Here is a 21,582-nt window from a genome sequence, read left to right on the forward strand (position 1 = left end):
ACCACCCGTGTTCTTCGGCCATTACTGGATGCCAGCCAGCCGTGAGAAAGCACCGTTGCGTCACAACCTCGCCTGCCTTGATTTCAGCGCGGCACGAGAAGGCACCATGGTGTCTTACCGGTGGGATGGAGAGCGCCGGCTCGCCCCTGGCAAGTTCGTCGTGGGAAACCTTAACTGATTCATGAGGCGTAGAACTTCATGTCAGCCGGACGGGTCAACTCTCTTCGCGAACTGGGCGACGGGTTTTAGGCTGCGGCGGTGATCGCAATGGCTGACAAACAACGTGCCACTGCTCACGAAGTAGATGGCGTCCTGCTTGAATCGGACCCCCATCTTGCACGCCTCCTCGAATTCTAGAGCAGCAGCATATCCAGGCTCCGCATGCTGGGTCGCAGGCGAGTATCCGGTAATTGTTCCGATGAGTTTTCCACCTTGTTCCAGCTCCGCACGGAGAGCATCGCTGGCGGCATGGTTGTCCTCACCCGTCCACACTTCCCCCGTGGTGGCATAGGCGGTAATGATCGCGAACGAGTCGGGTAACTCCGACAACGGCAGACCGAGCTTGAATCGTGTATCGAAATAGACTGGGGTCATTGGGGTGGCAGCAGGTTTCAAGTTTGACTCACGGCTCCACGGTCTCAACCAAAGCCTCCAGGCGTTCCTCGATCTCGCCTGCCAAGGCATCAAGCAGGTCGTGCTGCTCCTCCTGCGTGAGCGTGGCAAGAATGTGATCAAGCAGGGTTGTGGTGGAGCGGATGAATTCGCGGGCATTTCGTGTCATGGCTGATGATTTGTTACCCATACCTTTCCGGGTCGGACATTCGCTGGGGGATGTGCAATTTTTCACGCAACTCTCCGGATAGCCCCATTATCCAGCAGCAGGAAAAACCAAAACGTTGTGCGGCGAGACAGCCACATTCTGACCAGACCCTGTAGTATGGACCGTAAACTTGAGACGGATGATCTCGCAACCACCGGGCAAGCATAGCTAAAAAAAGTTCTTCACGCCATCCCGGCATCGAGGTCAGGGAATGAGGATTCAGGAGTAACGATCCCGCCTGCGGATACAGGCGGGATCGCGTGGTTACAGATCACAAGCGGTGATCCAAGTGGCCGGGGCGTTGCCTTCGGCGTCGGCGAGCACAGTTGCCGTGGCGGCATGACCGTCGCGATCGCAACCCGTGAGGACGAGGATGGGCAGAGCCTGCCCTTCAATGGCATCACCTTCACACCCATCGCCTCAAGCAGCGCCGTGCCCATCTGGCGGGTCTTGTCGTCCACGGGCTAGGTGGGAGCAGGCCGGTGAAGCGTCCTTCAAATGAATCGGCGGGCATGTCCTAAGTGTGGCCTAGGTTCCAGAGTTAGGTGATGTTGCCTTGCGGAGATTGGCCGATCAGCACCAACACATTTGAATTAGCTTTGAATTCCAACGACAGTCGGTTCACTTGCAAGTTCCCTGTCACTGAGACCCCTGCCGACCATTCCAACTTGAACCAAGTTTTGGCCACTCCATTTCAATTCCCCGTTCTTCGAATCAGCGGGCTCTGCTGACCGCCGCGCAGCGCGGGCTTCGGCTCCGGTAGAGGTCCGACGCCTGAGTCCTCGACCTGCGGCAAGTGGCTCTCCCCCCCCCTCAAAGGGGGCCTCTCGACCACATTTGCGCCACCGAACGGATCGATAATCATGAACACACAGTCCACGATGCCGAAGCGTATGCGGTCGCCTGATTTTAGCACCCAATGTTCAACTTGGACGCCGTTGACGAAAGTGCCGCAACTCGAACCAATATCGAAAATCTCAAATTTCCCCCCCCCGTCGCCTGCAAGACGCGCGTGACGACCGGAGATGTGCTCTTCGGCGATGACGAAATCATTGCCAGGCTGGCGGCCGATGGTCACCTGTCCGCCCACAGGCACGACCCAACTCTGCTCGTCAGAATTCAAGACACTGAGCAAACCGTGCAATGGAGATTTCGCGACCGACGCCAATTTACGCGCCACATCAGCCTTCGCCTGCACCAAGGTGCCCTCGAAATCGTCATCTGAATCAAGCTGTCCGCCTGCGACGTAGCGAAAGACCGCTGTGACAGTAGCAAACTCTATCTTGTCACCATTCTGAAGAGCGCAACGTTCAATTCGTTCACCATTGACGAAGGTGCCGCCGCTGGAATTAAGGTCCACGATCTCAAACACGCCATCCCGGCGAGCGGCGAACTTAGCGTGCTGACCTGAGACATGCAGGTCGCGGATGATGAGGTCGTTGCCCTTGTTCCTGCCCACAGTGAAAGGATCTTTTACAGTCACGATGGCATCATTGCCTCCTTCGACGGACAGTGTCAGCGTGGCGAGGCTTTTAGGATTGAAAACAACCGCAGCCGACGCTGGCGGCGGATAAACGGCGGAGGGATCCTGCTCCAGAGGGCGGGTCCGGGGCACTTCCACCACCTTTGCCTGTTGCGCTTCGAGCCTGCGCTGCTGCTCCAACAGTTCGGCCTTCATCCGCGCCATCTCCGACTCCATCCTCACGCGCTCCAATTCGATCTTGAGCCGCTCCTGCTCCAATTGCGAATCGACGACGGCAGCCGGTGCGGAAGTTGCGGCTGCTTTTTGGGGCGGAGTGATTTCAATGAACGAAGAAGCAGGTCTTGCGACGGGTGCAGACGCGGGCCCGGGCTCCGGTTCTCCCCACTCCATGTCATCCCAAGAAGCGGCGATGTTTTCTTTCTGTGACATGTCCGTTTGTTTACTGCGGGAGAATCAACAGTTCAAGCCACAGACTACGCTTGCGCGAGAGCCTGACGGAGGTGGCGCATCTCGGCTTTCAAGTCCTCCTCGTTGGCGACGGTTTCGAGGATCTGCGCCTCCAGAGCCGATCGGAAACGGTCTCGCAAGCGGCTGAGGGCGGTCTTGAGAGCGTTGGTGTTTATTCCGAGCCTCCCCTCCCAAACCGCATAGGTTGCTGCATCCGGTGTACTGACCAAGCCTGACTGCAAAGAGTCAAACAGTGCCTTCTTCCCCTGTTGATCATAGTCCGCCGCCACGTCAGCCTTGGCATGCCGCACGATCTCCAGAGCCCACTGGCGGTCGAAGTAGGCCTCGGCATCCACCGCAACTGGATCCGCAGGCTCATGCCGCGATTCCGCCCATGCCACGTCCAAGGGAATAAAGGAGGCGTTGCCACCGCGTTTCTCCGCCCTTGCCTTTCCCTCGTGGTTTGACAGGAAGTATTTGAAGTCGTGAACCAAAAAGGCGCGGAAGCGCCCGCGATTTTGATGAGCACGCTGAATATAGTCACGCTCCAGCAGCTTCGCAAAATACCCCTGCGTGACATCCTCAGCATCATGCGGTGTGCAGCCGCGATGCCGGGCGAAGGCGTAGATGGGCCGCCAGTATTTTCGGCAGAGATCATTGAGCGCCAGATTCGCCGCGCTGTGATCCTGTCCGGCCACCATCACCTGACTCCAACGTGTGGTTGGGAAAGGGCTTGCGTTAATTGTGGATCGAGGAGGCATCAGGATGCTTGGCAGAGAAGCCACCATGCCAGCCTCGTTGCAGAAATCGACCCTGGATTGACACAGACTTTACCGGATTCAGGCTCGCCCACCGGTCTCGGTTCTGCTTTCCTACCGGTTCATAGGAAAAAAGAATTTCATCTTTTTCACCGACGCCCTGTAACCTCCCGCTCTGCTTTCATTAGTTCCGGGTAGAACGCCATGAACCCTGACTCACCGATTCCAGAAAACGACGCGAACCTCAGTGCGCTGGGCCGCGAGTTACTCCACACGGGAGGCAGCAAGCCCTCCGGCCCCTGGGTGCCGCCGACGGCGGAGGAACTGCAGAAGTTCCTCCCGGGCTATGACATTCTTAAAATGCTCGGGCGTGGCGGCATGGGCGCGGTGTACATGGGCACCCAAACGGCGCTGGACCGGCCCGTGGCGATTAAGATTCTCTCCGCCGCGTTGGAGGAGAGCGACAGGGGCTTTACTGAGCGCTTCAAAAACGAGGCCAAGGCCATGGCCAAGCTCAACCACCCCGGCATCGTTTCTGTTTACGACTTTGGTGAAGCGCCTGGAGGCCTGCTCTACATCGTCATGGAGTACGTCGATGGCACCGACGTGGCCAGGATGATCGCGGCGAAGGGGCGCCTGCACACCGATCACGCGATGGCGATCACCGCGCATGTTTGTGACGCTCTGGCCTACGCGCACGAGCGCGGCATCATCCACCGCGACATCAAGCCGGCGAACATCATGGTAGGCTACGATGGCATCGTGAAGGTGGCGGACTTTGGTCTGGCCAAAGTGCATGGGAAGAGCGGCGAAACCCTCGGCCTCACGCAGAGTGGCATGGCGATGGGCACGCTGCACTACATGGCCCCGGAGGCTTTGATGCTCGGTACGGCGGTGGATCATCGTGCCGACATCTATGCGGTCGGTGTCATGCTCTACCAGATGCTCACGGGCAAGGTGCCTCACGGCATGTTTACGATGCCTTCCTTGCAGGTGCCGGGGCTTGATCCACGCTATGACAGCATCATCGCGAAGGCGATGATGGAAGACCGCGACGCACGCTACCAGGAGATCGGCGAAATGCGCACCAGCTTGGATGGCATTCTTACCCAACCCGTGATCAAGGTGGAGCCCGCAGCCGCCGATGCACCTGCGCAAGGCGCCATGCTGCCGACGAATGCCCGCCCGCAACGTCCCGGCACACGGCAACCAGCTCCACCAAGATCGACCGGTGCGCACGCGATCCCACACGAGACGCCTCGTAGCAGTCTCGCCTGGCTTTGGATGACGGCGCTGGTGCTGGCGGTGCTCGGTGGTGTGGCATGGGTCAATTTTGGCATACCTAATCAGCCAGTGACAGAAACGGCTTTGCCGACAGGCCCCAACACGACCCAGAGTTCAGTAGTCTCCGAGAAGACTGCTACAACGACCGTTCCATCTGCCACTGTTCCACCTGCCACTGTTCCACCTGCCACTGTTCCATCTGCCACTGTTCCACCTGCGACGGTTGCGCCTGCGATGGTTCCAGCTGTTCCAACGCAACCGTCTGCTGAAGAGCCTGCCGCCACTGACTTCGTCTCACTCTTCAATGGCAAAGACCTGAGCGGCTGGAGAATCATTGGAAACCCGCGCGGTTTTGCAGTCGATCAAGGCAGCATCATGACGGGGGGCGTCAGGGCGGACCTTGTCTATACGGGATCCGGTGGTGTACCGGAGGCTTTTAGTGATTTTGAGTTACGCATGAAGGTGAAGACGGGGAACAGGGGGAACTCCGGCCTGTGGTTTCACCTCCCGGTTGGGATCCAGAGCACCAGGGAAGCCGATCTATCCCTCCAAGTTCAAATCGACAACGGTTTCGATCAACAACGAACGGGCAGCATCGTGCATCTCCTGCCGTTGGACCACTCCCCCGTCGCTGACGGCGTGTGGTTCGAGTTGAGGGTGCTGGTTCAAAACAAAACGGTGACGTCCTTTGTGGATGGCAAACAGGTGAATAAGTGGACTCAGCCGGACAACTGGAATCCACCTGCCAAGGCAGCTCTCGCCCGGATGGGAGCCGGGACTATCGGCCTCGAGTCGTGGAAAGGAAATGTCTGGTTCCGGGACATCCAGCTTCGGTTGCTGAAGGATTCAAAATCCGGCACCGCCCCCGATACAAAGCTCATCCTCGGCCGGTGGACTCGCACGAACATGGACCGGCCGGGAGACGCCTATCTGATGGACCTTTCCGCCGATGGCTCGGCCTTATGGACAGGCGACAACACCACCGTTCGTGGCACATGGCAGTTTAAGAGCGGTGTTCTGGAAGTGGATTGGAACAGCCGCTTCAAATTCCTCCTGACACCACCGTCATCAACCACAGCTTCCGCCATCCTCAAAGGCACGGCCAACTGGCCGGACGGAAAGAGCACCGAGATCGTGTATGAGCGGCAACAGTCCGCGCCAGCCGCAGCTGCCCCCACTTGGACCGACACCAAAGGTCGTTCCCTACAGGCGTTCTTCGTCCGCCTCGAAGGCTCCAGTGTGACCCTAGCCGTCGCAGGGAAACTCACGCCTATTGCGATGGATACGCTGTCTCCGGCGAGCCAGAACCTCGCCCGAACGATGCAGAACCAGGCCGCAGCGCTGGCTGGCAACAAGCCACGGAATGATCTCGCCATCCTCCAACAGCAGTTGAGCAATGCCGGCGCATCCGACTTTTTCGCGACCAGCAAGTTTCTGTACGCGGTCTTCCCAAAAAAGGGGCCACAAGGCCCCGACCCGAAAGCCGCGCCCCAACTCGCAAAGCAGCTCGGCGGCAGGCTGCCCATTTTCCATTCTCGCGATGACTTCCTGAAGATCAGCTCATTCGCCAAATCCATGGCACGGAAACACCAGACCGACTATTTGACATTGGGGATGAGCCGAGCGCAGGATGGAGCTGTGCAATGGGATGACGGTGTGAAGGTCACTGACTACATCGCCTGGGACAAAGACCCAACCCGCGGCTTCTTTAGAATTCAGCTCGACCGGGTCGGAGACACGAAATTTGGCTATCAAGCGTTTGATCCTGAGGGAGTGGGCCACGCACGCCCTGTGCTGCTGGTTCAGTATGAACTGGAGGATCAGCAATCGGGCAGTCCGCCCAAGCCGGCTCAATCTGTCGACACCGGCTGGGCGCCCCTTTTCACCAACAACTCTCTCTCCGGCTGGAAAGGTGATGTTGCCGGCTACCGCCTCGTCAACGGTATTCTTACCAGCACCGTCAACGGCGGCGATCTCATCTCGCCAAAAGAATACGGCAACTTCCATCTCAAGTTCGACCTACGTCTTTCGTCAGGATCCAACAACGGCATCGGAGTGTGGTGTGCGGACAACAAGGGCCCTTACAAGCACCTCGCCCATACGGGGTTTGAGATTCAACTGCTTGATGATCTCTCCCCCACCTACACGACCGGCAAGCCCTGGCAGTCTCATGGAGCGTTGACGTACTTCATCTCGCCAAAGGCGAAGCCGATGGGTGCGCCTATGACATGGAACACCCATGAAATCCGCATGGAGGGCACTCGGCTCACAGTTATCATCAACAACATCACCGTCATCGACCAGGAACTTCCCACCGGAGATCCCGTACCGGAAGGTTCACGTAGGCACCGGCTCGATCTCTCCAAAAAACGTGGTCACATTGTGTTCTGTGGCATGAAAGGGCCAGTCGACTTCAGGAATGCACAGATCAAAGAACTGCCGTGATCCGGCCATTTCCATTCTCCGCAACAATGCGATGTATGAACTGGGTCGCGCAACGGGCTCGATTGTCCCCTTTTATTCGGCGACAAACCGCATTTTCACCTCGCCAAGCTCGATCTCGTCTCCCGGATTCAACGATGCCTGATGGTAGTAGGTGCCGTTCACGCGCAGCCCGTTGGCGGATTCGAGGTCCGCGATCGTCCATTCGCCATTAGTCATTGTGATCAGGCAGTGAGTCTCGGACACGCTGTCGTCCTTGAGCACGATGTCGTTGTGTTTCCCGCTGCCGATTTTCACACCTTTGGCCATCACGGTATGACGGGTCTTTTTGCCATCGACCAACTCCAGATAAGCGGGCGGGACGGAGGTGTTTTCGACCACGGACGCACTTGGTTGAGGTGTCGGCTTCTTTGGTGCCGCCACAGGTTCCTCACGAACGGGTGAGGCTCGCTTGTTCGTATCAACGACGGTGCCAGTCTTATTGCGGCGGGAGGCGAGAGCGATCACTGCCAGCAAGACCACGCCCACCACTCCCCATCCCCAAAGGGGCATCATCGGAGACATATCCTCCGATTGCGGCTCGGTAGATTGCAATGCGAGTGCCGGAGGTGGATCGACATGCAGAACCCGCTCCACCACGTCGCTCGGAATCGCCACACTCGCCTTCCTGCCGGACTCACTCGTCAGTTCCAGTTTCACGGGCGCAGCTTCGATCAATGACGACACGTCCAGCACCGCCGTGCCTCCGCTGTGCATCGCGCCGATCAACGTCGGCCAGGTGTCGTCTGGCAGTCGCCTCGAGGTGACGTCCGCCGGCAGATGCACGCCATCCGTTTGAACGGACAGCTCCTTGAGATCGGCGAAGTAGTTGGCCTCCGTTGCTTTCTCCGCGAATCCAAGCGTGTGGACGGCGACACCAAGCCTCTTGGCTTCGGCGATCAGCTCATTACGCCGTTCCGTGACTCGCAGCGGTCCTCCGGGTGTCTCGTCCTTGCCGTCCGTGAGCAGAACCACGCAGCGACGCGTCTCATCGCGCCTCGCCAGATGATCGCCCAGCGCATGTTTGACGTTTTGAAAAATCAGCGTCGTCAACGAAGCGTCTCCGTCCGCCTTCATTCCGGCGAGGGCCGCCTCCTGTTGTGAAGAGGTTGATCCAAATGGCGCAACGACCACCAGATCCCTGGCCAGGCTGGCGATCATCACCGCGTCACCCTTTGGCAGGAGCTTGAGGAAGGTGCGCGTTTCGTCGGCGCACGCCGCAATTGTCCGCTGCCGGGCCGGATTGCTGTTGTCCACCACGACCAGCCACGCGCAATTTGCCGGCTGAAGTGAATCAAAGGCCTTCCATGTGACCGGCAGCACTGTTTCGCCCGAAACCGTCTGGAGCTTGGCTGCAGCGACGCTCACCGTTGCAGCGTCTGCGAGCCTCAGGCTTACGCGAATCTTCTTCTTCCCGTCGACACCCTCGATCTTCAAGTCCGAGGCTGAAACCCGCACCTCCTGCCCCCAGGAATCAGAGGTCAGGGCGGCGGCTGTGGAAAGCAGGGCAAGAAGGGGAAAAACCCGGCGGATGCGATAAGCGGCTGGCCTCATGACGGATGCGGTTGGACTCGGCCGCGCACCTAACCCCGGTTTGAAACCCTGTCAGCCACCAAGTGGCAGTGACCTCGCAAGGCTGACCAACCGGCATGGACCGTCTGAACTGAGGCAGACACGGTGATTTGATGTTTTTTTTCACTTTCCCTGTAACCGCCCGCCCTGCTTTCATTAGTCTTTGTTAGAACCTCATGAGCACCGACCCTTCTACCCCGGAAAACGACGCCAATCTCAGTGCGCTGGGGCGCGAACTGCTCGGCACGAATGAAGGCAGCAAACCCTCCGGCCCCTGGGTGCCGCCGACAGCGGAGGAACTTGGCAGGCTGCTGCCTGACTACGAGATCGTGAAGATGCTGGGCCGGGGCGGCATGGGCGCGGTTTACAAAGGGACGCAGAAGTCACTCGACCGCCCTGTTGCCATCAAGATTCTCTCCGCCACGCTCGACGAGAGCGATCAAGGCTTCGCCGAACGCTTCAAAAACGAGGCACGCGCCCTCGGCAAGCTCAAGCATCCGGGCATCGTCGGCGTCTATGACTTCGGCACCGCGACGGACGGCCTGCTCTACATCGTCATGGAATACGTCGATGGCACCGACGTGGCCAAGATGATCGCGCAAAAGGGGCGCCTGCACACCGATCACGCCATGGCGATCACCGCTCATGTCTGCGATGCCCTCGCCTACGCACATGAGCGCGGCATCATCCATCGCGACATCAAACCGGCCAACATCATGGTCGGCTACGATGGCGTCGTGCAGGTCGCGGATTTCGGTCTGGCGAAGGTCAGCACCGACGGTCAGACCCTCGGCCTCACGCAGAGCGGCATGGCCATGGGCACCCTGCACTACATGGCGCCGGAATCCCTCATGCTCGGCAGCGCGGTGGATCATCGCGCCGACATCTACGCGGTTGGCGTGATGCTTTACCAAATGCTCACTGGCAAACTTCCGCAGGGCATGTTTGAGCTGCCGAGCCTGCTCGTGCCCGGCCTTGATCCGCGCTACGACGACATCATCGCCAAGGCGCTGCGGGAGGACCGCGACGCGCGCTATCCAAGCATCGGCGAAATGCGGCGCGACCTCGACGGCATCCTCACCCAGCCGGTGATCAAGGTGGAGGAGAAAGCCGAAGCAACTCCCGCCGCGCTACCGACCCACGCGCGACCGCAGCGCTCCGGTGGGCAGCCTCAGCGTCCATCGCAGCCAGGCGCAAAGGCGCAGGCTTCCAAGCCGCGATCATCGAACGCATGGCTCGTCTGGGCCGTGGTGGGGATCGTGGTCATCGGCATCGGCGCGGCAATGTTTCTTAGCGGTCCACAAGATCGGAGTTTGAAGCAGGCGGCGGCAGAGTCCGCACCAGACGACCCCTCGTCTCTACCGCCTCCGGCGGAGCCAGACACGCCACAAGCAAGAGTCGCCTCGATTCCAACCCCTGAGCCCACAAAGGAGGCTCCGTTCACGAACACCTTGGGAATGAAGTTTGTCCCCGTGCCCGGCACGGACGTGCTGTTCTGCATCCACGAGACGCGCTACAACGACTACGCCGCCTATGCGGCGGACTCGGCAGGCGTTGATGAGACTTGGAAGAACCAAATTGCCGAAAAACACAAGATCACGAACAGGCCGACCGATCACCCCGTTGTGAACGTGAATTGGGAAGACGCTCAGAGATTCTGCAAATGGTTGAGTCAGAAGGAAAACAAATCCTATCGGCTGCCCACCGACCGGGAGTGGAGCATTGCGGTGGGTTTAGGGGATGTGGAGAGTCGTGACGGCGGTTCAACGCCGGCCGATTTGGACGGAAAGGAGACCACGATGTTTCCGTGGGGTTCACAGTTTCCGCCGAGAACGACAGATCGAGTCGGCAATTACGGAGATGCAAGTCGGAATGGAAAGATTACAGATATCAGCGGTTATGTTGACGGTTTTCCCACCACCGCTCCCGTCATGCAGTTTTCACCCAATTCCCTTGGGTTGTACGATATGGGCGGAAACGTGTTCGAATGGTGTGAGGACTGGTCTGATGCCACACATCGATTCCGAGTGCTTAGAGGTGGGTCGTGGGGGGTGGATAAGCGTGTCCACTTGCAATCATCCCTTAGATATCAAAAAGTTCCTGGCCAACGAAATCCAGGTTATGGCTTCCGCATCGTCGTGGCAGCGGACACCGCCAGCTCACCAAGTGCCAAGGCAACACGCATCGACGGTCTCGTGGCCAATGGAGAGTGGCAGGATGTGCTTGGGTTGTTGAGAAATGTTACCCCCACCACGCGCGGTAATTGGGAGATGGGTGATCGAGGGATTTCCTGCACTGAGGTTTCCTTCGGCGCTTTCTTCTGCATTCCTTCGGAACCTTTGGATGAATACACGGCAAGGATTCGCTTTCTGGCTCAGAGCAGTCATGGCATCGGTTTCTATCTCCCGGTGAAGACTGGAGGGATGCAGTTCTTCCTCTATGACTGGGCGGGGAAGATATGTCTGATGGGTAAAGAGGGATCACGATTGGAGTCGATCAGTTCGCAGCCGAAAGCCTTTAAGGCGGGGGATGGTGTCGAACATGAACTAATGATCACGGTCAATAGTACGGGGATTGAGGCGAAGATCGATGGCAAAAAGGTTTATGACTGGGCTCCGGAAGACTGGGGAATGATTTCGCAGCCAAATGGGGTAAGCAGCTTCCATCCAGTCAGTCTGGGACTGAATGCCCACAGGGGGGTCGTCGAGTTTCATTCCTTCGAGATCCGCATTCCTCCAGGTGCAGACTCAAACTCCTCGTCTGCCCAAGACACGGTCAGCACCCGCGACATCCCTGAACTTTCGGCGCTCGTCGCCACGCAGCAAAAGCGACGCCATGGAAAGCTCTCGGATCTGACGGGCAAGTATCAAAACGCACTCGCGCGGGCCGAAGCAGAGGCGATCAAGTCAGGGGAACTCGCCCATGTCGAAGCGGTCCGCCAGGCTGTCGAACGTGCCAAATCCTTTGCTGCTCAGATCGAAACACTGCCGACTACGCTGACAGTCACCCCACTTCCAGCACTTCCCATGCTCGATGACAACGTGCCGGACTCGCTCAAGCGATTGCGGACGATCTTTGATCAAGAGGTGGCCAAGATCGAATCTGATTTTCAGGCGGAGCTCAATCCGGCGCTGGATGCTCTTCAAGCGTCTCTGATCGAGTCAGGCAGAAAGAACCACGCGGAGTTGGTGAAACAGTTTCAGGCGGACCCTTCTCATTTGCCAGAGGACCAGCCGATCGCTCCCGCCGGTCCCAGTCCATCACCATTGCGGCTTGCTCCCACACACGAGGAGTATCTCTCGAAAGCACCGGCGCCCGCAGGCCGTCCGGTGTCGGAAAAATACAACTATGTTGAGAGCAATGAGACCATGGGAGTGTTGCACTGGACGTTTCAAGACTCGCGGCTGCCAACCGAAAGGGACCGCGTCATTTCGGCAACTCTTCGTCTTCACACAGCCAATATCCGCCTCGCTGCGACACGCGACATCGTGTCCGTTCGCCATGACGGATCCGAGGTTGGAACGTTTAAGGGCGCACCAATCAACTGGTGGATCGACATCCCACTTAATGTTCAGGCACTTCCGTTCGAACAGGGTGTCATCGAGTTGACACTTCACTGTGGAAATGATGCCGTTGTCGTCAACAACCTGAAGTCTGGATTGCCTCCAGAGTTGGTGTTGGAAGTGGGCGAGAGGAGCGATACATCTGACAAGGAAGCTCCTACGGTGGGTGCGAATGCATCAAGCAAAAGCTGGATCGACCTGATTGCGGCGGTGGATCCGGTGAAGGATGTCTCCCGGTGGGAATGGATTCCTGCCGCCACCAACATCTGGAAAAAGAATGGCAGCGAACTCTTGTTTCCACAGAATCAGCGGCCAGGAGAGATTCAGTTTCCCGGAACCGAGGGAGTCACTGACTTTCAATTGAAGATGAGTTTTACGCGAGAGATGGGAAGCAAAGGCTTCGATTTCAAGATTCCAACCGGTCATGGAGCCACCTCGATTGTGTTCGCGGCTGAGACATCGAACGCGAAGATCATGTTGGTGAGACCGATGAAAGCGAGAGGGGGAATTGAATTGGGAAATTTTGCGATCCAAAACGGCCGGCGATACGACCTCTCGATCACCTTTTTAAGCAATGGGGCTTCCGCCGGAATCACTGTTGCTATCGATGGCGAAGAGGTGGCCGTTTGGAAGGGGAACTATCGGACCGACCTGGATGTGATTCCCGAGTGGAAGTCGAACCGGCTCGGTCTGTGGATCTATGGAGACAGGAGCTCCCAGTATCGTTTTCATGAGGTACTGTTCCGTCCGATTCTGCCATAGGATGCACCCGCCGTAGAACGATGGCGTCATGGCATTCATCCTTGGCACGCGACCTGATTCCCGCTAAGAAAGTTCAACGTCTCGAATACGATGCCGGAAGAATCGCACCCGCAATCATCATCGAGGCCCTCCGGCGGGGGAGGGCCGGGTAGTTCGTCATCCGGTCGGCCTGCGGTATGGGAGCCGCCAACTCCGGAGGAACTGCAGAAGATCCTGCCAAAGTATGAGGTCACGGCGCTGCTGGGACGTGGCGGCATGGGTGCGGTTTACAAGGGCATTCAGCGGTCGCTTGACCGCCCCGTGGCCATCAAGATTCTCTCCGCAGAACTCGACGAGCGGGAGCAGGGCTTCGCTGAGCGCTTCAAGAACGAGGCGAAGGCCATGGCGAAGCTCAACCATCCCGGCATCGTGGGTGTGCATGACTTTGGCGAGACGCCTGAGGGCATGTTGTTCATTGGCATGGAGTTCATCTCGGGGACGGATGTCTCCCGTATGCTCGCAAAGAAGGGCAGGCTTCCGCCTGATCACGCGCTGGCCATCACCGCGCACGTCTGCGATGCGCTGGGGTACGCGCACGGCAAGGGCATCATTCACCGCGACATCAAGCCGGCGAACATCATGGTCAGCTACGACGGCGTAGTGAAGGTGGCGGATTTTGGGCTGGCGAAGATGAGCCAGGCCGCCGATTCGGGCCTCACGCGAAGCGGGGTGGCCATGGGCACGATGCACTACATGGCACCGGAGACCCTGACGCTGGGCACGGCGGTGGATCACCGGGCGGACATCTATGCCGTAGGAGTGATGCTTTACCAAATGCTCACCGGCAAGCTGCCGCGTGGCATGTTTGAACCACCATCGAAGCAGATTCCCGGCCTCGATCCGCGCTATGATGACATCGTCGCCAAGGCGATCCGTGATGACCGCGATATTCGCTACCAAAGCGCAGAAGAACTCCGTGCCGATCTGGATCGGATCCTCACAAAGCCTGTGGAGCATGTGGTGGAAGGCGCGGACGAGGCGCCCGCAGCCCTGCCGACCGCTGAGCGGCCAACGCAGACGGGAAGTCGCACCCGAGGGGGGCCTCAGGAAGAGCCTTCCTCTCCACCACGAAAAAAGTCTGGCTTGGTCTTGCTGTGGTCTGCCGTGCTCGGTGTGCTGACCTTGGTGGGAGCTGCCTGGATGCTCCTGAATCGCCCGGCCGAAACGAACGTCGCCGCCGCAAACACGGTTAAATCGACTGCGGTCAAACCATCTCCACCCCAACCCGCTGCTCCTGTTTCTGTCGGCTGGCCCTCGGGCCCCAACTTCCGCAGCGCTGGTCGCTTCCGCGCATGGTCATCGGTCCCGAATGATCCCGTCATTGATCTCGGCATCCTCCGCGGCGTCGCAGCCGTGAACCAAGTTCATATGAGAGGGGACGCCTGGCTGGTGCTGCTGCCTAGCGGTGAGGTGCGCAGCAGCGATCAGGAAATTGACGGCATGCTGAACATCCGGCGCATCTGTCCGGGATGGGGAAACCATTGCGCCCTGATCACCAACAAGGGGGAGTTGTTCATCTACCCCAGACGAACCGATGAAGGCAGCCAGCCGCCCAAAAACCTCGGGCCCGTGAAGGACGCCTACGTGGCCCCCCATCATCACGTCGCGTTGCTGGAGAGCGGCGGCCTAGTCGTATGGGGGCGGGCTCACGATGGCGTTAAAGAAGAGAAGAACCCAGAGTGGCAGGTGAAGCCATCGCTCCCTCCCGGTCGCAAGGCTCTGGAGTTTTCGAGCTCCGACAATTCGATGGCCGTGAGGCTGGACGACGGCAGCCTGCGAGTGTGGAATGCCGGCTCGGGTGTCGTTTCGCCGCCAGCCGAGTTATCGGCTGAGAAGGTGGGGGATTTCGCGATCGACCGGTTGAATCTTTTTGTCCTGCCCACGAACGGAGGCCCCGCCTTGCAGTGGGGATTGTCGGGGACGGGGAAACCAGTCCCTCTTCCGAATAAAACCGTCGGCGAGAGCCTGATCCAAACCAATCATGGCATGCTCGTGATCGACAAAGAAGGACGTCCCTGGGCCAATTCGACGCTGTCCTCCAAAGTCGCCGGTGTTTCTGAAGCCCTCGCTGCTGTGCCGCGGGTCAAAAATGAGTCCATTGCCATGTATCGTTCGTCCAATGATCCACTCACGGTGAGGATGCTGTGGCTGGACGAGAGCGCCCCGGCTCCGCCTGTGGCGTCTGCCGTTCTCGAATGGCCGAAGGACGGTGCCCACTACCGTAGCGAGGGGCGCTTCAAAGCCTGGTCATCATCGAGAAACGACGCCTCGCTCGACCTTACCAAACTGCGCGGGGTGGATGATGTGGTGCAGGTGTATCAGGGCTCAGGCAACTGGGTGGTCCTTCGGGGCAACGGAGACACCATCAGCTCCGATGGCTCCGGCGACCGCAAAAACATCCGACGCATCTGCCCCGGCAACGGCCGGGATTACGCCCTGATCAGCAGGGACGGCAGCATTGAAATCTGTGGCCCCGATTTGGAAAACACTCCGGATATCATCGCACCGCCTGGATTGAAGGCGACGGACGGGTTTCTCTCACCAACTAGTTTCGCCCTGCTCGAAGACGGCGGTCTGGCATTTTGGGGCAGATCTTTCGACGGAAAAAACGAGACTGGAAACGGCGAGTGGAAATCCAAACCAGTGCTGCCTCCGAATCGCAAGGCCGTTGCCATATCGCATTCGGAGTTCCGGGTCGCCGTGCAGGTGGAAAACCAGTCGCTGCTGATGTGGACTGGCGGCGGCCCATTGACCTTGCCGTTGAGCCTAAAGTCTCAAAGATTCCGCCACTTCGCCATCGCCGGCCATAACCTCTTTGGCATCCTGACCGATGGTGGACTACCGGTCATGTGGGAACCGCAAGACCAAGGACTCAAGCCTGTGCCGGGCATCCTGGCCGCTTCGAGCGTGCATGAGGCAGGCAAGGGAGCGGTGTGCTTTTTTACGGCGTCAGGTCAGCCTCACATCAGAGTCGGAGGTGCCGGTGACGCGAGCGTTTATGATCCTTTGATACGTCGTGTGAGTGGCGCCACCCCCGAGTTGTGCTCGTTCAGGACCGACTACAACGGCAAGCTCTCACGGACCTATGGCCGCCTGCTTTGGTTTGACGGTCCGCCGAAAACATTGTCAGCCAAGGCCACCGCAAGTGCCCCGCCAAAGTTGGTTACAGTGGTGCCGCCGCCCCAGCCTTCAAAAGCGACGCTCCTCGATCAGTTGCCCGAGGTCCGTTCGCGGGTGCTCAATTATCAAAAGGCACGACATGCGCAGCTCGCCGATCTCACCACCAAGTACCGCAATGCCCTGATCGCCGCACGAGCCGAGGCCGCACAATCAGGTGCCAAGCGTGATGTGTCCGAACTCGACGCCGCCATTGCTCGCACCACGGCCCTGCAGGAAGTCATCGAAAACAATCTAACGTCCCAGCAGATCAAACCATTGCCAGGCCTCGCCCCGCTTGGAAGCCAAGTCCCTCAGCGCCTCCAGGACCTACGGGCGATCTTTGACCGGGAATTGACGAAGAATGAGACCGAACTCGCGGGCGGTCTGGATCAATCCTTGCTCAACGTGCAAACGAATCTGGTCAAGGCCGTGGACATCTCTGCGGCGAAACAAGTGGAGACCTTTCGCAAGGAGTTGCTCACCGCATTTCCTCAGCCCGTATCAAAGCTCACCTCACCGTCGGCGACATTGAAAATCGTTGCATCCCCCCCTCCCGCGGCCCCGGTATCCACCGTTTACAAACCCGTCCAAGGTCGCATCAAGGGCTGGTGGAAGTCCGCGCCTCCAGGTGCCGGACCGCTCGGCGTCTTGGAAAAGTGGACTTCCTCCGCCGACCCCAACCGTGTCTTACAAGGGAAGATCTCCGACCTCACAGACTTTGTCGCGGTCGTCGCGATGGAGCCAAACTTTGGCGGTCTCCGTGCCAACGGGGAGTTTGTGATCGTGAAGAATTCATCCACTACTGCTGACGCCTTCTTGGCACTGACCACGACTCCGCCCGTGGGTGGCCTTTTTGCCAGGTTCGGCAGGACCGGAGATGAGCTGACCATCATTGATGATCGCGGGCACCTGTCGATTGACCGCGTCATTACCACCACGGCGCCGCCTGTACCCCTCATCAACGTCGTCGATGCCGTGGTAGACTCGACATCGGGAGGGCTTGGACTTGCCCTGCTAAGCGACGGTACCATCAAGTGGTGGGGACGCCAGTATGGGACCGACGCGATGAATCGGCGCTGGTCTGCCCCGCCCGTCAGTGCCCGTGAGGGCATCGTAGCCATCTCCCAGAGTCGCTATATGGCGGCGGCCGTAAGCAAAGATGGCAGTGTGATCGTGTGGAACGAGGATGGCAGGCAGACCTTCAGCGGCAAATCCAAGAACGTCGTCGATGTTGCCGTTTGCGAAGGAAGCGCGTATGCCTTGAACGGAGACGGCGAGGTGATTTTGGCGTTCAGCAGGACTTCCGGCGTCCGAACATGGGACGTGCTCCTCAATAACGTCGAGTGGATTAAGCCTGCAGGAATGGGACTGCTGGCCGGGCTCAAGAATGGACGCATCGTTACCGATCCCAGCACGGCGAAAGCCGAGCCATCACTCGAAGCAGTTCTACAAGCCGCAGGTTCCCTGCCACCTGAAGCCATCGACCTTCAGATCAAATACACAGGCTTGAGTGTTTACGGTTCACCCTGCCTTTTCTGGATCGAACCCGTCACGCCGGCAGCCAAAGCCTCCCCCTGATCTGACCGTCAAACTAACGTGCCATCTCGTAAAATGCGGGTCCTGTCCTGCCTGTTGATTTTTTCACTTTCCCTGTAACCGCCCACCCTGCTTTCATTAGTCCTTGGTAGAAACGTCATGAGCACTGGTCCTTCGACTCCAGAAAACGACGCCAATCTCAGTGCGCTGGGCCGTGAACTGCTTGGTGCGGGTGGCAGCAAGCCCTCCGGTCCGTGGGTGCCGCCTACGGCGGAGGAACTGCACAAGCTGCTGCCGGAATACGAGATCGTGAAGATGCTCGGGCGTGGCGGCATGGGCGCGGTGTACATGGGCAGGCAGATCGCGCTGGATCGCCCCGTCGCCATCAAGATTCTTTCCAACACGCTCGAAGACAGCGACATGGGGTTCAAAGAGCGCTTCAAAAACGAAGCCAAGGCGATGGCCAAACTGAGCTTCATGGGAATTGTCAAAGTTCACGACTTTGGCGAAACAAGCGGCGGCCTGCTCTACATCGTCATGGAGTATGTCGAAGGCACTGATGTCGCGCGGATGATCTCGAAGAACGGACGGCTCCCACAGGAGCACGCGATGGCGATTACCGCCCATGTCTGCGATGCGCTGGCCTATGCCCACGGGCAGGGCATCATCCACCGCGACATCAAACCGGCGAACATTATGGTGGACTGCGATGGCGTCGTGAAGGTGGCTGACTTTGGACTCGCGAAGATCAATCAAGGAATCGAATCGGGCCTCACCCAGAGTGGCATGGCGATGGGCACGCTGCACTACATGGCCCCCGAGGCGCTCATGCTCGGCACCGCTGTGGATCACCGTGCGGACATCTACGCATTGGGCGTCATGCTCTACCAGATGCTCACCGGGAAGCTGCCACAAGGCATGTTCGAACTGCCCAGCATGCTGATTCCCGGTGTGGATCCCCGTTACGATCGTGTCATCGCCAAGGCGTTGAGGGAGGATCGCGAAACACGCTATCAAAGCGCCGTCGAGATGCGTGCCGATCTCGACGGCATCTTGACGCAACCCATGGTCAAGATTCGGGAAGACGCACCAGACGTGACTGTTGCGCCGCCCAAGCCCACTCACTCCGAACTGGTTGCCCAGGCGGATGTTGATGAACTTCTGCTTGGGAAAGGTGTGTCGTTCGATCAACGCCACCCGCATCGAACCTCCAGACGGCAGGTCTGGGCGGCAACGGCGCTGCTGTTGATGCTGTCGACGGCATATCTGATCTGGCCACGTAATGATGAAGCTCCGTCCGAGAAAGTCCCGCTGACCGAATCGCCGCCGCCCACTCTCACGCCCGCACCGCCTCCTCCCAGCCCTCCGGAACCGGTAACAGTCGCGACAAAGCCCGTTCCTCCGGCGACGCCAATGCCATCCAACCCCACCACAACGCCTGCCCCTCCGGCTAAGATGCCTGTGCCAGAACCTGCCAAACCACGCGTCGATGGATTGATCGCCGATGGAAAGTGGCAGGATGTCCTAAAGATACTCTCTGGTCCCAAGGCAGTGACCTATGGAGCCTGGCAATTCGCCGAAGGCCATCTGGACTCCCCGACCGCCACCCGCAATGCGGCAACCATCGGCGTGCCCACTGAAACACTCGCCGACTATGATGCTTACATCAGTGTCCGCTCCGCCAATCATCAAGCGTTGGGGTTTTTGCTGCCCACTCCAGGGGGGGCCATGAACCTGTTGATCCACAGGGGCAGTGGTGTCGTGGTGCTGGCCAACGGATTCACGTTCGGATCGAACCGGAGCACACGACCATTCGACCGTAATCCTGCGGATGGCAGGGTTCACGAGTTCTTCATTCGCGTCACCGCGAAAAGGGTGACGGTGACTTTCGACGGCGACCGCATCTATGACTACGCACCGCGCTCATGGGACAACGTCCGGCCGAATGTGGATAAAAAATTTCCGCTGGGAAAAACCCCAACCCTGGGCCTGCGTGTGAATGGCGGCAGCGCTACCTTTTTTGCCTTTCAGGTACGTGCTCCCGGCAATGACGCGGACCACAAATCGCCGGTTCCACCCCTCACCGAACTGCCGGGTTTCCAGTCCCGAGTCGCGAAATACCAGGCCGCCCGGCAACAGCAGCTAGCCGATTTGTGCAGCCGGTATCAAAAGGCGCTCACAGCGGCGCATGCTGCGGCGGTCGGAACGGGAAATTTGGGCCACGTCGAGGCCATAATGAAAGCGGTGGAAAACGCAACCCGCCATGCGGCAGAGATCGATAAACTGCCGTCCTCCCGAATCGTTGCAGCCCTCGATGCATTGCCTCCGCTGGGAGACGACACTCCGGATTCGCTCAAACGCCTGCGTGAAATCTTTGATGAGGAAACACAGAAATTCGAGTCCGGTCTGGCCGCCGAACTCGATCAATCCTTCGATTTCCTAAACGCAGAGCTGGTCCAAAAAGGAGACATTGTATCTGCCCAGGCTCTCCAGACCTATCGGCATAAGACGCACATTCGTTCCGCGAGGCTGCATCAAACAACGCAGCAGCGTCCCTTTGTAAACAGCCTTGGAATGAGGTTCGTGCCGCTGCCCGGAACGGAGCTGCTCATGTGCATCCATGAAACTCGCAAGGGTGACTTTCGCGCCTTCGCGAACACCATCCCGTACAAGGGCAACAACTGGGAGTCTGTCACCTGGCAGAACCTGCCCGTTTCGGAAACCGATGATCATCCCGTGATTGTCCGGTATGACGGAGCGGTCAGTTTTACTGAATGGCTCTCCTATCAGGAAAAGCTCACGTATCGCCTGCCCACGGACAATGAATGGAGCATTGCCGCTGGTCTGGGTGGCAGTGAAACCTCCGACGCGTCGTCTGGCAGTCCCAATCGCGAACTCCCCTCCTATGTCTGGGGCGACAAATTTCCGCCACCGAGAGGGACTGGCAATTTTGCCGACGATACGTTCCACTATCGGGTTCCCAATCAGCGTTACTATCTTCGTTCCTACAACGACGGCTTCCCCACGACGGCACCGGTCATGAGATATGCTCCCAATGTTTTAGGTCTTTTTGATCTGGCGGGGAACGTCTGGGAGCTGTGCAGCGGTTGGTATAACCATGCGGAAAGTCAGCGCTCGTTGCGTGGAGGAAGCTTCGCCACTTCTGCGTCGTATCAGCTCGCGCCAGGCTACCGAAGCCCCATCCGGGATCCGAACGATCCCCGTGAATCCTACAGCAGTCCCAACGAGAGCGGCTTCCGCTGCGTGCTCGAACTACCCGAGTTGACAATCATTCCCGCCCCGGTGGCGTCGTCTGCAACAACGTCGATCGCTGCATCGCCCGGCAGTGGTTCGGACGCATCGAGCACCTCGACTTCCTTGTCGGAACTAAACGCATCCGACATCATCAACCGGCGCCTGGAGTTTCACCGAGAGGCCGCGAAAAATGCCGGCTTGATCTGCAAGCTTCGATTGAACGAAGACGGCTCTATTCAAGGCTCGGGGAATCGAAACGAGACGCGTTGGAAGTTGCGGGATGGTCTGCTTCTATTCCTCAATCCAGAGGGAAACACGACAACCGTCTTTGACGAATTTCAAATGACCGAAGGCAAATGGCAGTTCAAAGGGCCGGCACTGGGCCGTTCAGGTATCACCCACATCCTGAAAGGGCCATGATGA

The 21,582-nt window shown here is 58.6% G+C and carries 10 protein-coding genes; 5 read left to right on the forward strand and 5 right to left on the reverse strand.

The genetic code is table 11. The annotated features are described in order from the left end of the window. Positions 1-201: 201 nt before the first annotated feature. Positions 202-594, reverse strand: a complete 393-nt coding sequence (locus KDL09_RS22015; protein WP_294389976.1) for a DUF3293 domain-containing protein — start codon at positions 592-594, stop codon at positions 202-204. Positions 595-622: 28 nt separating this feature from the next. After that, positions 623-781: a hypothetical protein gene (locus tag KDL09_RS22020; protein ID WP_294389979.1), complete on the reverse strand. Its 159-nt coding sequence runs from the start codon at positions 779-781 to the stop codon at positions 623-625. Between the two features lie 378 nt (positions 782-1,159). Between KDL09_RS22020 and KDL09_RS22025 the strand changes: the two genes are divergently transcribed. Beyond that, positions 1,160-1,288 carry a hypothetical protein gene (locus tag KDL09_RS22025; RefSeq protein WP_294389982.1) on the forward strand — a complete coding sequence of 43 codons (129 nt, stop codon included), beginning with the start codon at positions 1,160-1,162 and terminating at the stop codon, positions 1,286-1,288. 226 nt (positions 1,289-1,514) lie between these two features. On the opposite strand, the gene KDL09_RS22030 is transcribed toward KDL09_RS22025, so the two are convergent. Together KDL09_RS22030 and KDL09_RS22035 are read right to left on the reverse strand one after the other, a co-directional pair. Then, positions 1,515-2,732 (reverse strand): FHA domain-containing protein, encoded by a 1,218-nt coding sequence (locus KDL09_RS22030; protein WP_294389986.1) that lies wholly within the window; start codon positions 2,730-2,732, stop codon positions 1,515-1,517. A gap of 44 nt (positions 2,733-2,776) precedes the next feature. After that, positions 2,777-3,511, reverse strand: coding sequence for a hypothetical protein (locus tag KDL09_RS22035; RefSeq protein WP_294389989.1), 735 nt, complete (start codon positions 3,509-3,511; stop codon positions 2,777-2,779). A 201-nt stretch (positions 3,512-3,712) separates the two neighbouring features. Between KDL09_RS22035 and KDL09_RS22040 the strand changes: the two genes are divergently transcribed. Continuing rightward, positions 3,713-7,237, forward strand: coding sequence for a family 16 glycoside hydrolase (locus KDL09_RS22040; protein ID WP_294389991.1), 3,525 nt, complete (start codon positions 3,713-3,715; stop codon positions 7,235-7,237). A 72-nt stretch (positions 7,238-7,309) separates the two neighbouring features. On the opposite strand, the gene KDL09_RS22045 is transcribed toward KDL09_RS22040, so the two are convergent. Then, positions 7,310-8,827 carry an FHA domain-containing protein gene (locus KDL09_RS22045; RefSeq protein WP_294389993.1) on the reverse strand — a complete coding sequence of 506 codons (1,518 nt, stop codon included), beginning with the start codon at positions 8,825-8,827 and terminating at the stop codon, positions 7,310-7,312. A 371-nt stretch (positions 8,828-9,198) separates the two neighbouring features. Between KDL09_RS22045 and KDL09_RS22050 the strand changes: the two genes are divergently transcribed. The 3 genes from KDL09_RS22050 to KDL09_RS22060 all read left to right on the forward strand — a co-directional run bounded on the left by KDL09_RS22050 (position 9,199) and on the right by KDL09_RS22060 (position 21,579). Continuing rightward, positions 9,199-13,170 carry a bifunctional serine/threonine-protein kinase/formylglycine-generating enzyme family protein gene (locus KDL09_RS22050; protein ID WP_294390011.1) on the forward strand — a complete coding sequence of 1,324 codons (3,972 nt, stop codon included), beginning with the start codon at positions 9,199-9,201 and terminating at the stop codon, positions 13,168-13,170. A gap of 90 nt (positions 13,171-13,260) precedes the next feature. Next, positions 13,261-17,946, forward strand: a complete 4,686-nt coding sequence (locus KDL09_RS22055; protein ID WP_294389996.1) for a serine/threonine-protein kinase — start codon at positions 13,261-13,263, stop codon at positions 17,944-17,946. 117 nt (positions 17,947-18,063) lie between these two features. Further along, positions 18,064-21,579, forward strand: a complete 3,516-nt coding sequence (locus KDL09_RS22060; protein WP_294389999.1) for a bifunctional serine/threonine-protein kinase/formylglycine-generating enzyme family protein — start codon at positions 18,064-18,066, stop codon at positions 21,577-21,579. Positions 21,580-21,582 lie beyond the last annotated feature (3 nt).

Origin of the sequence: Prosthecobacter sp., from assembly GCF_020439865.1 — a bacterium.
In the GTDB taxonomy this organism is placed as follows: domain Bacteria; phylum Verrucomicrobiota; class Verrucomicrobiia; order Verrucomicrobiales; family Verrucomicrobiaceae; genus Prosthecobacter.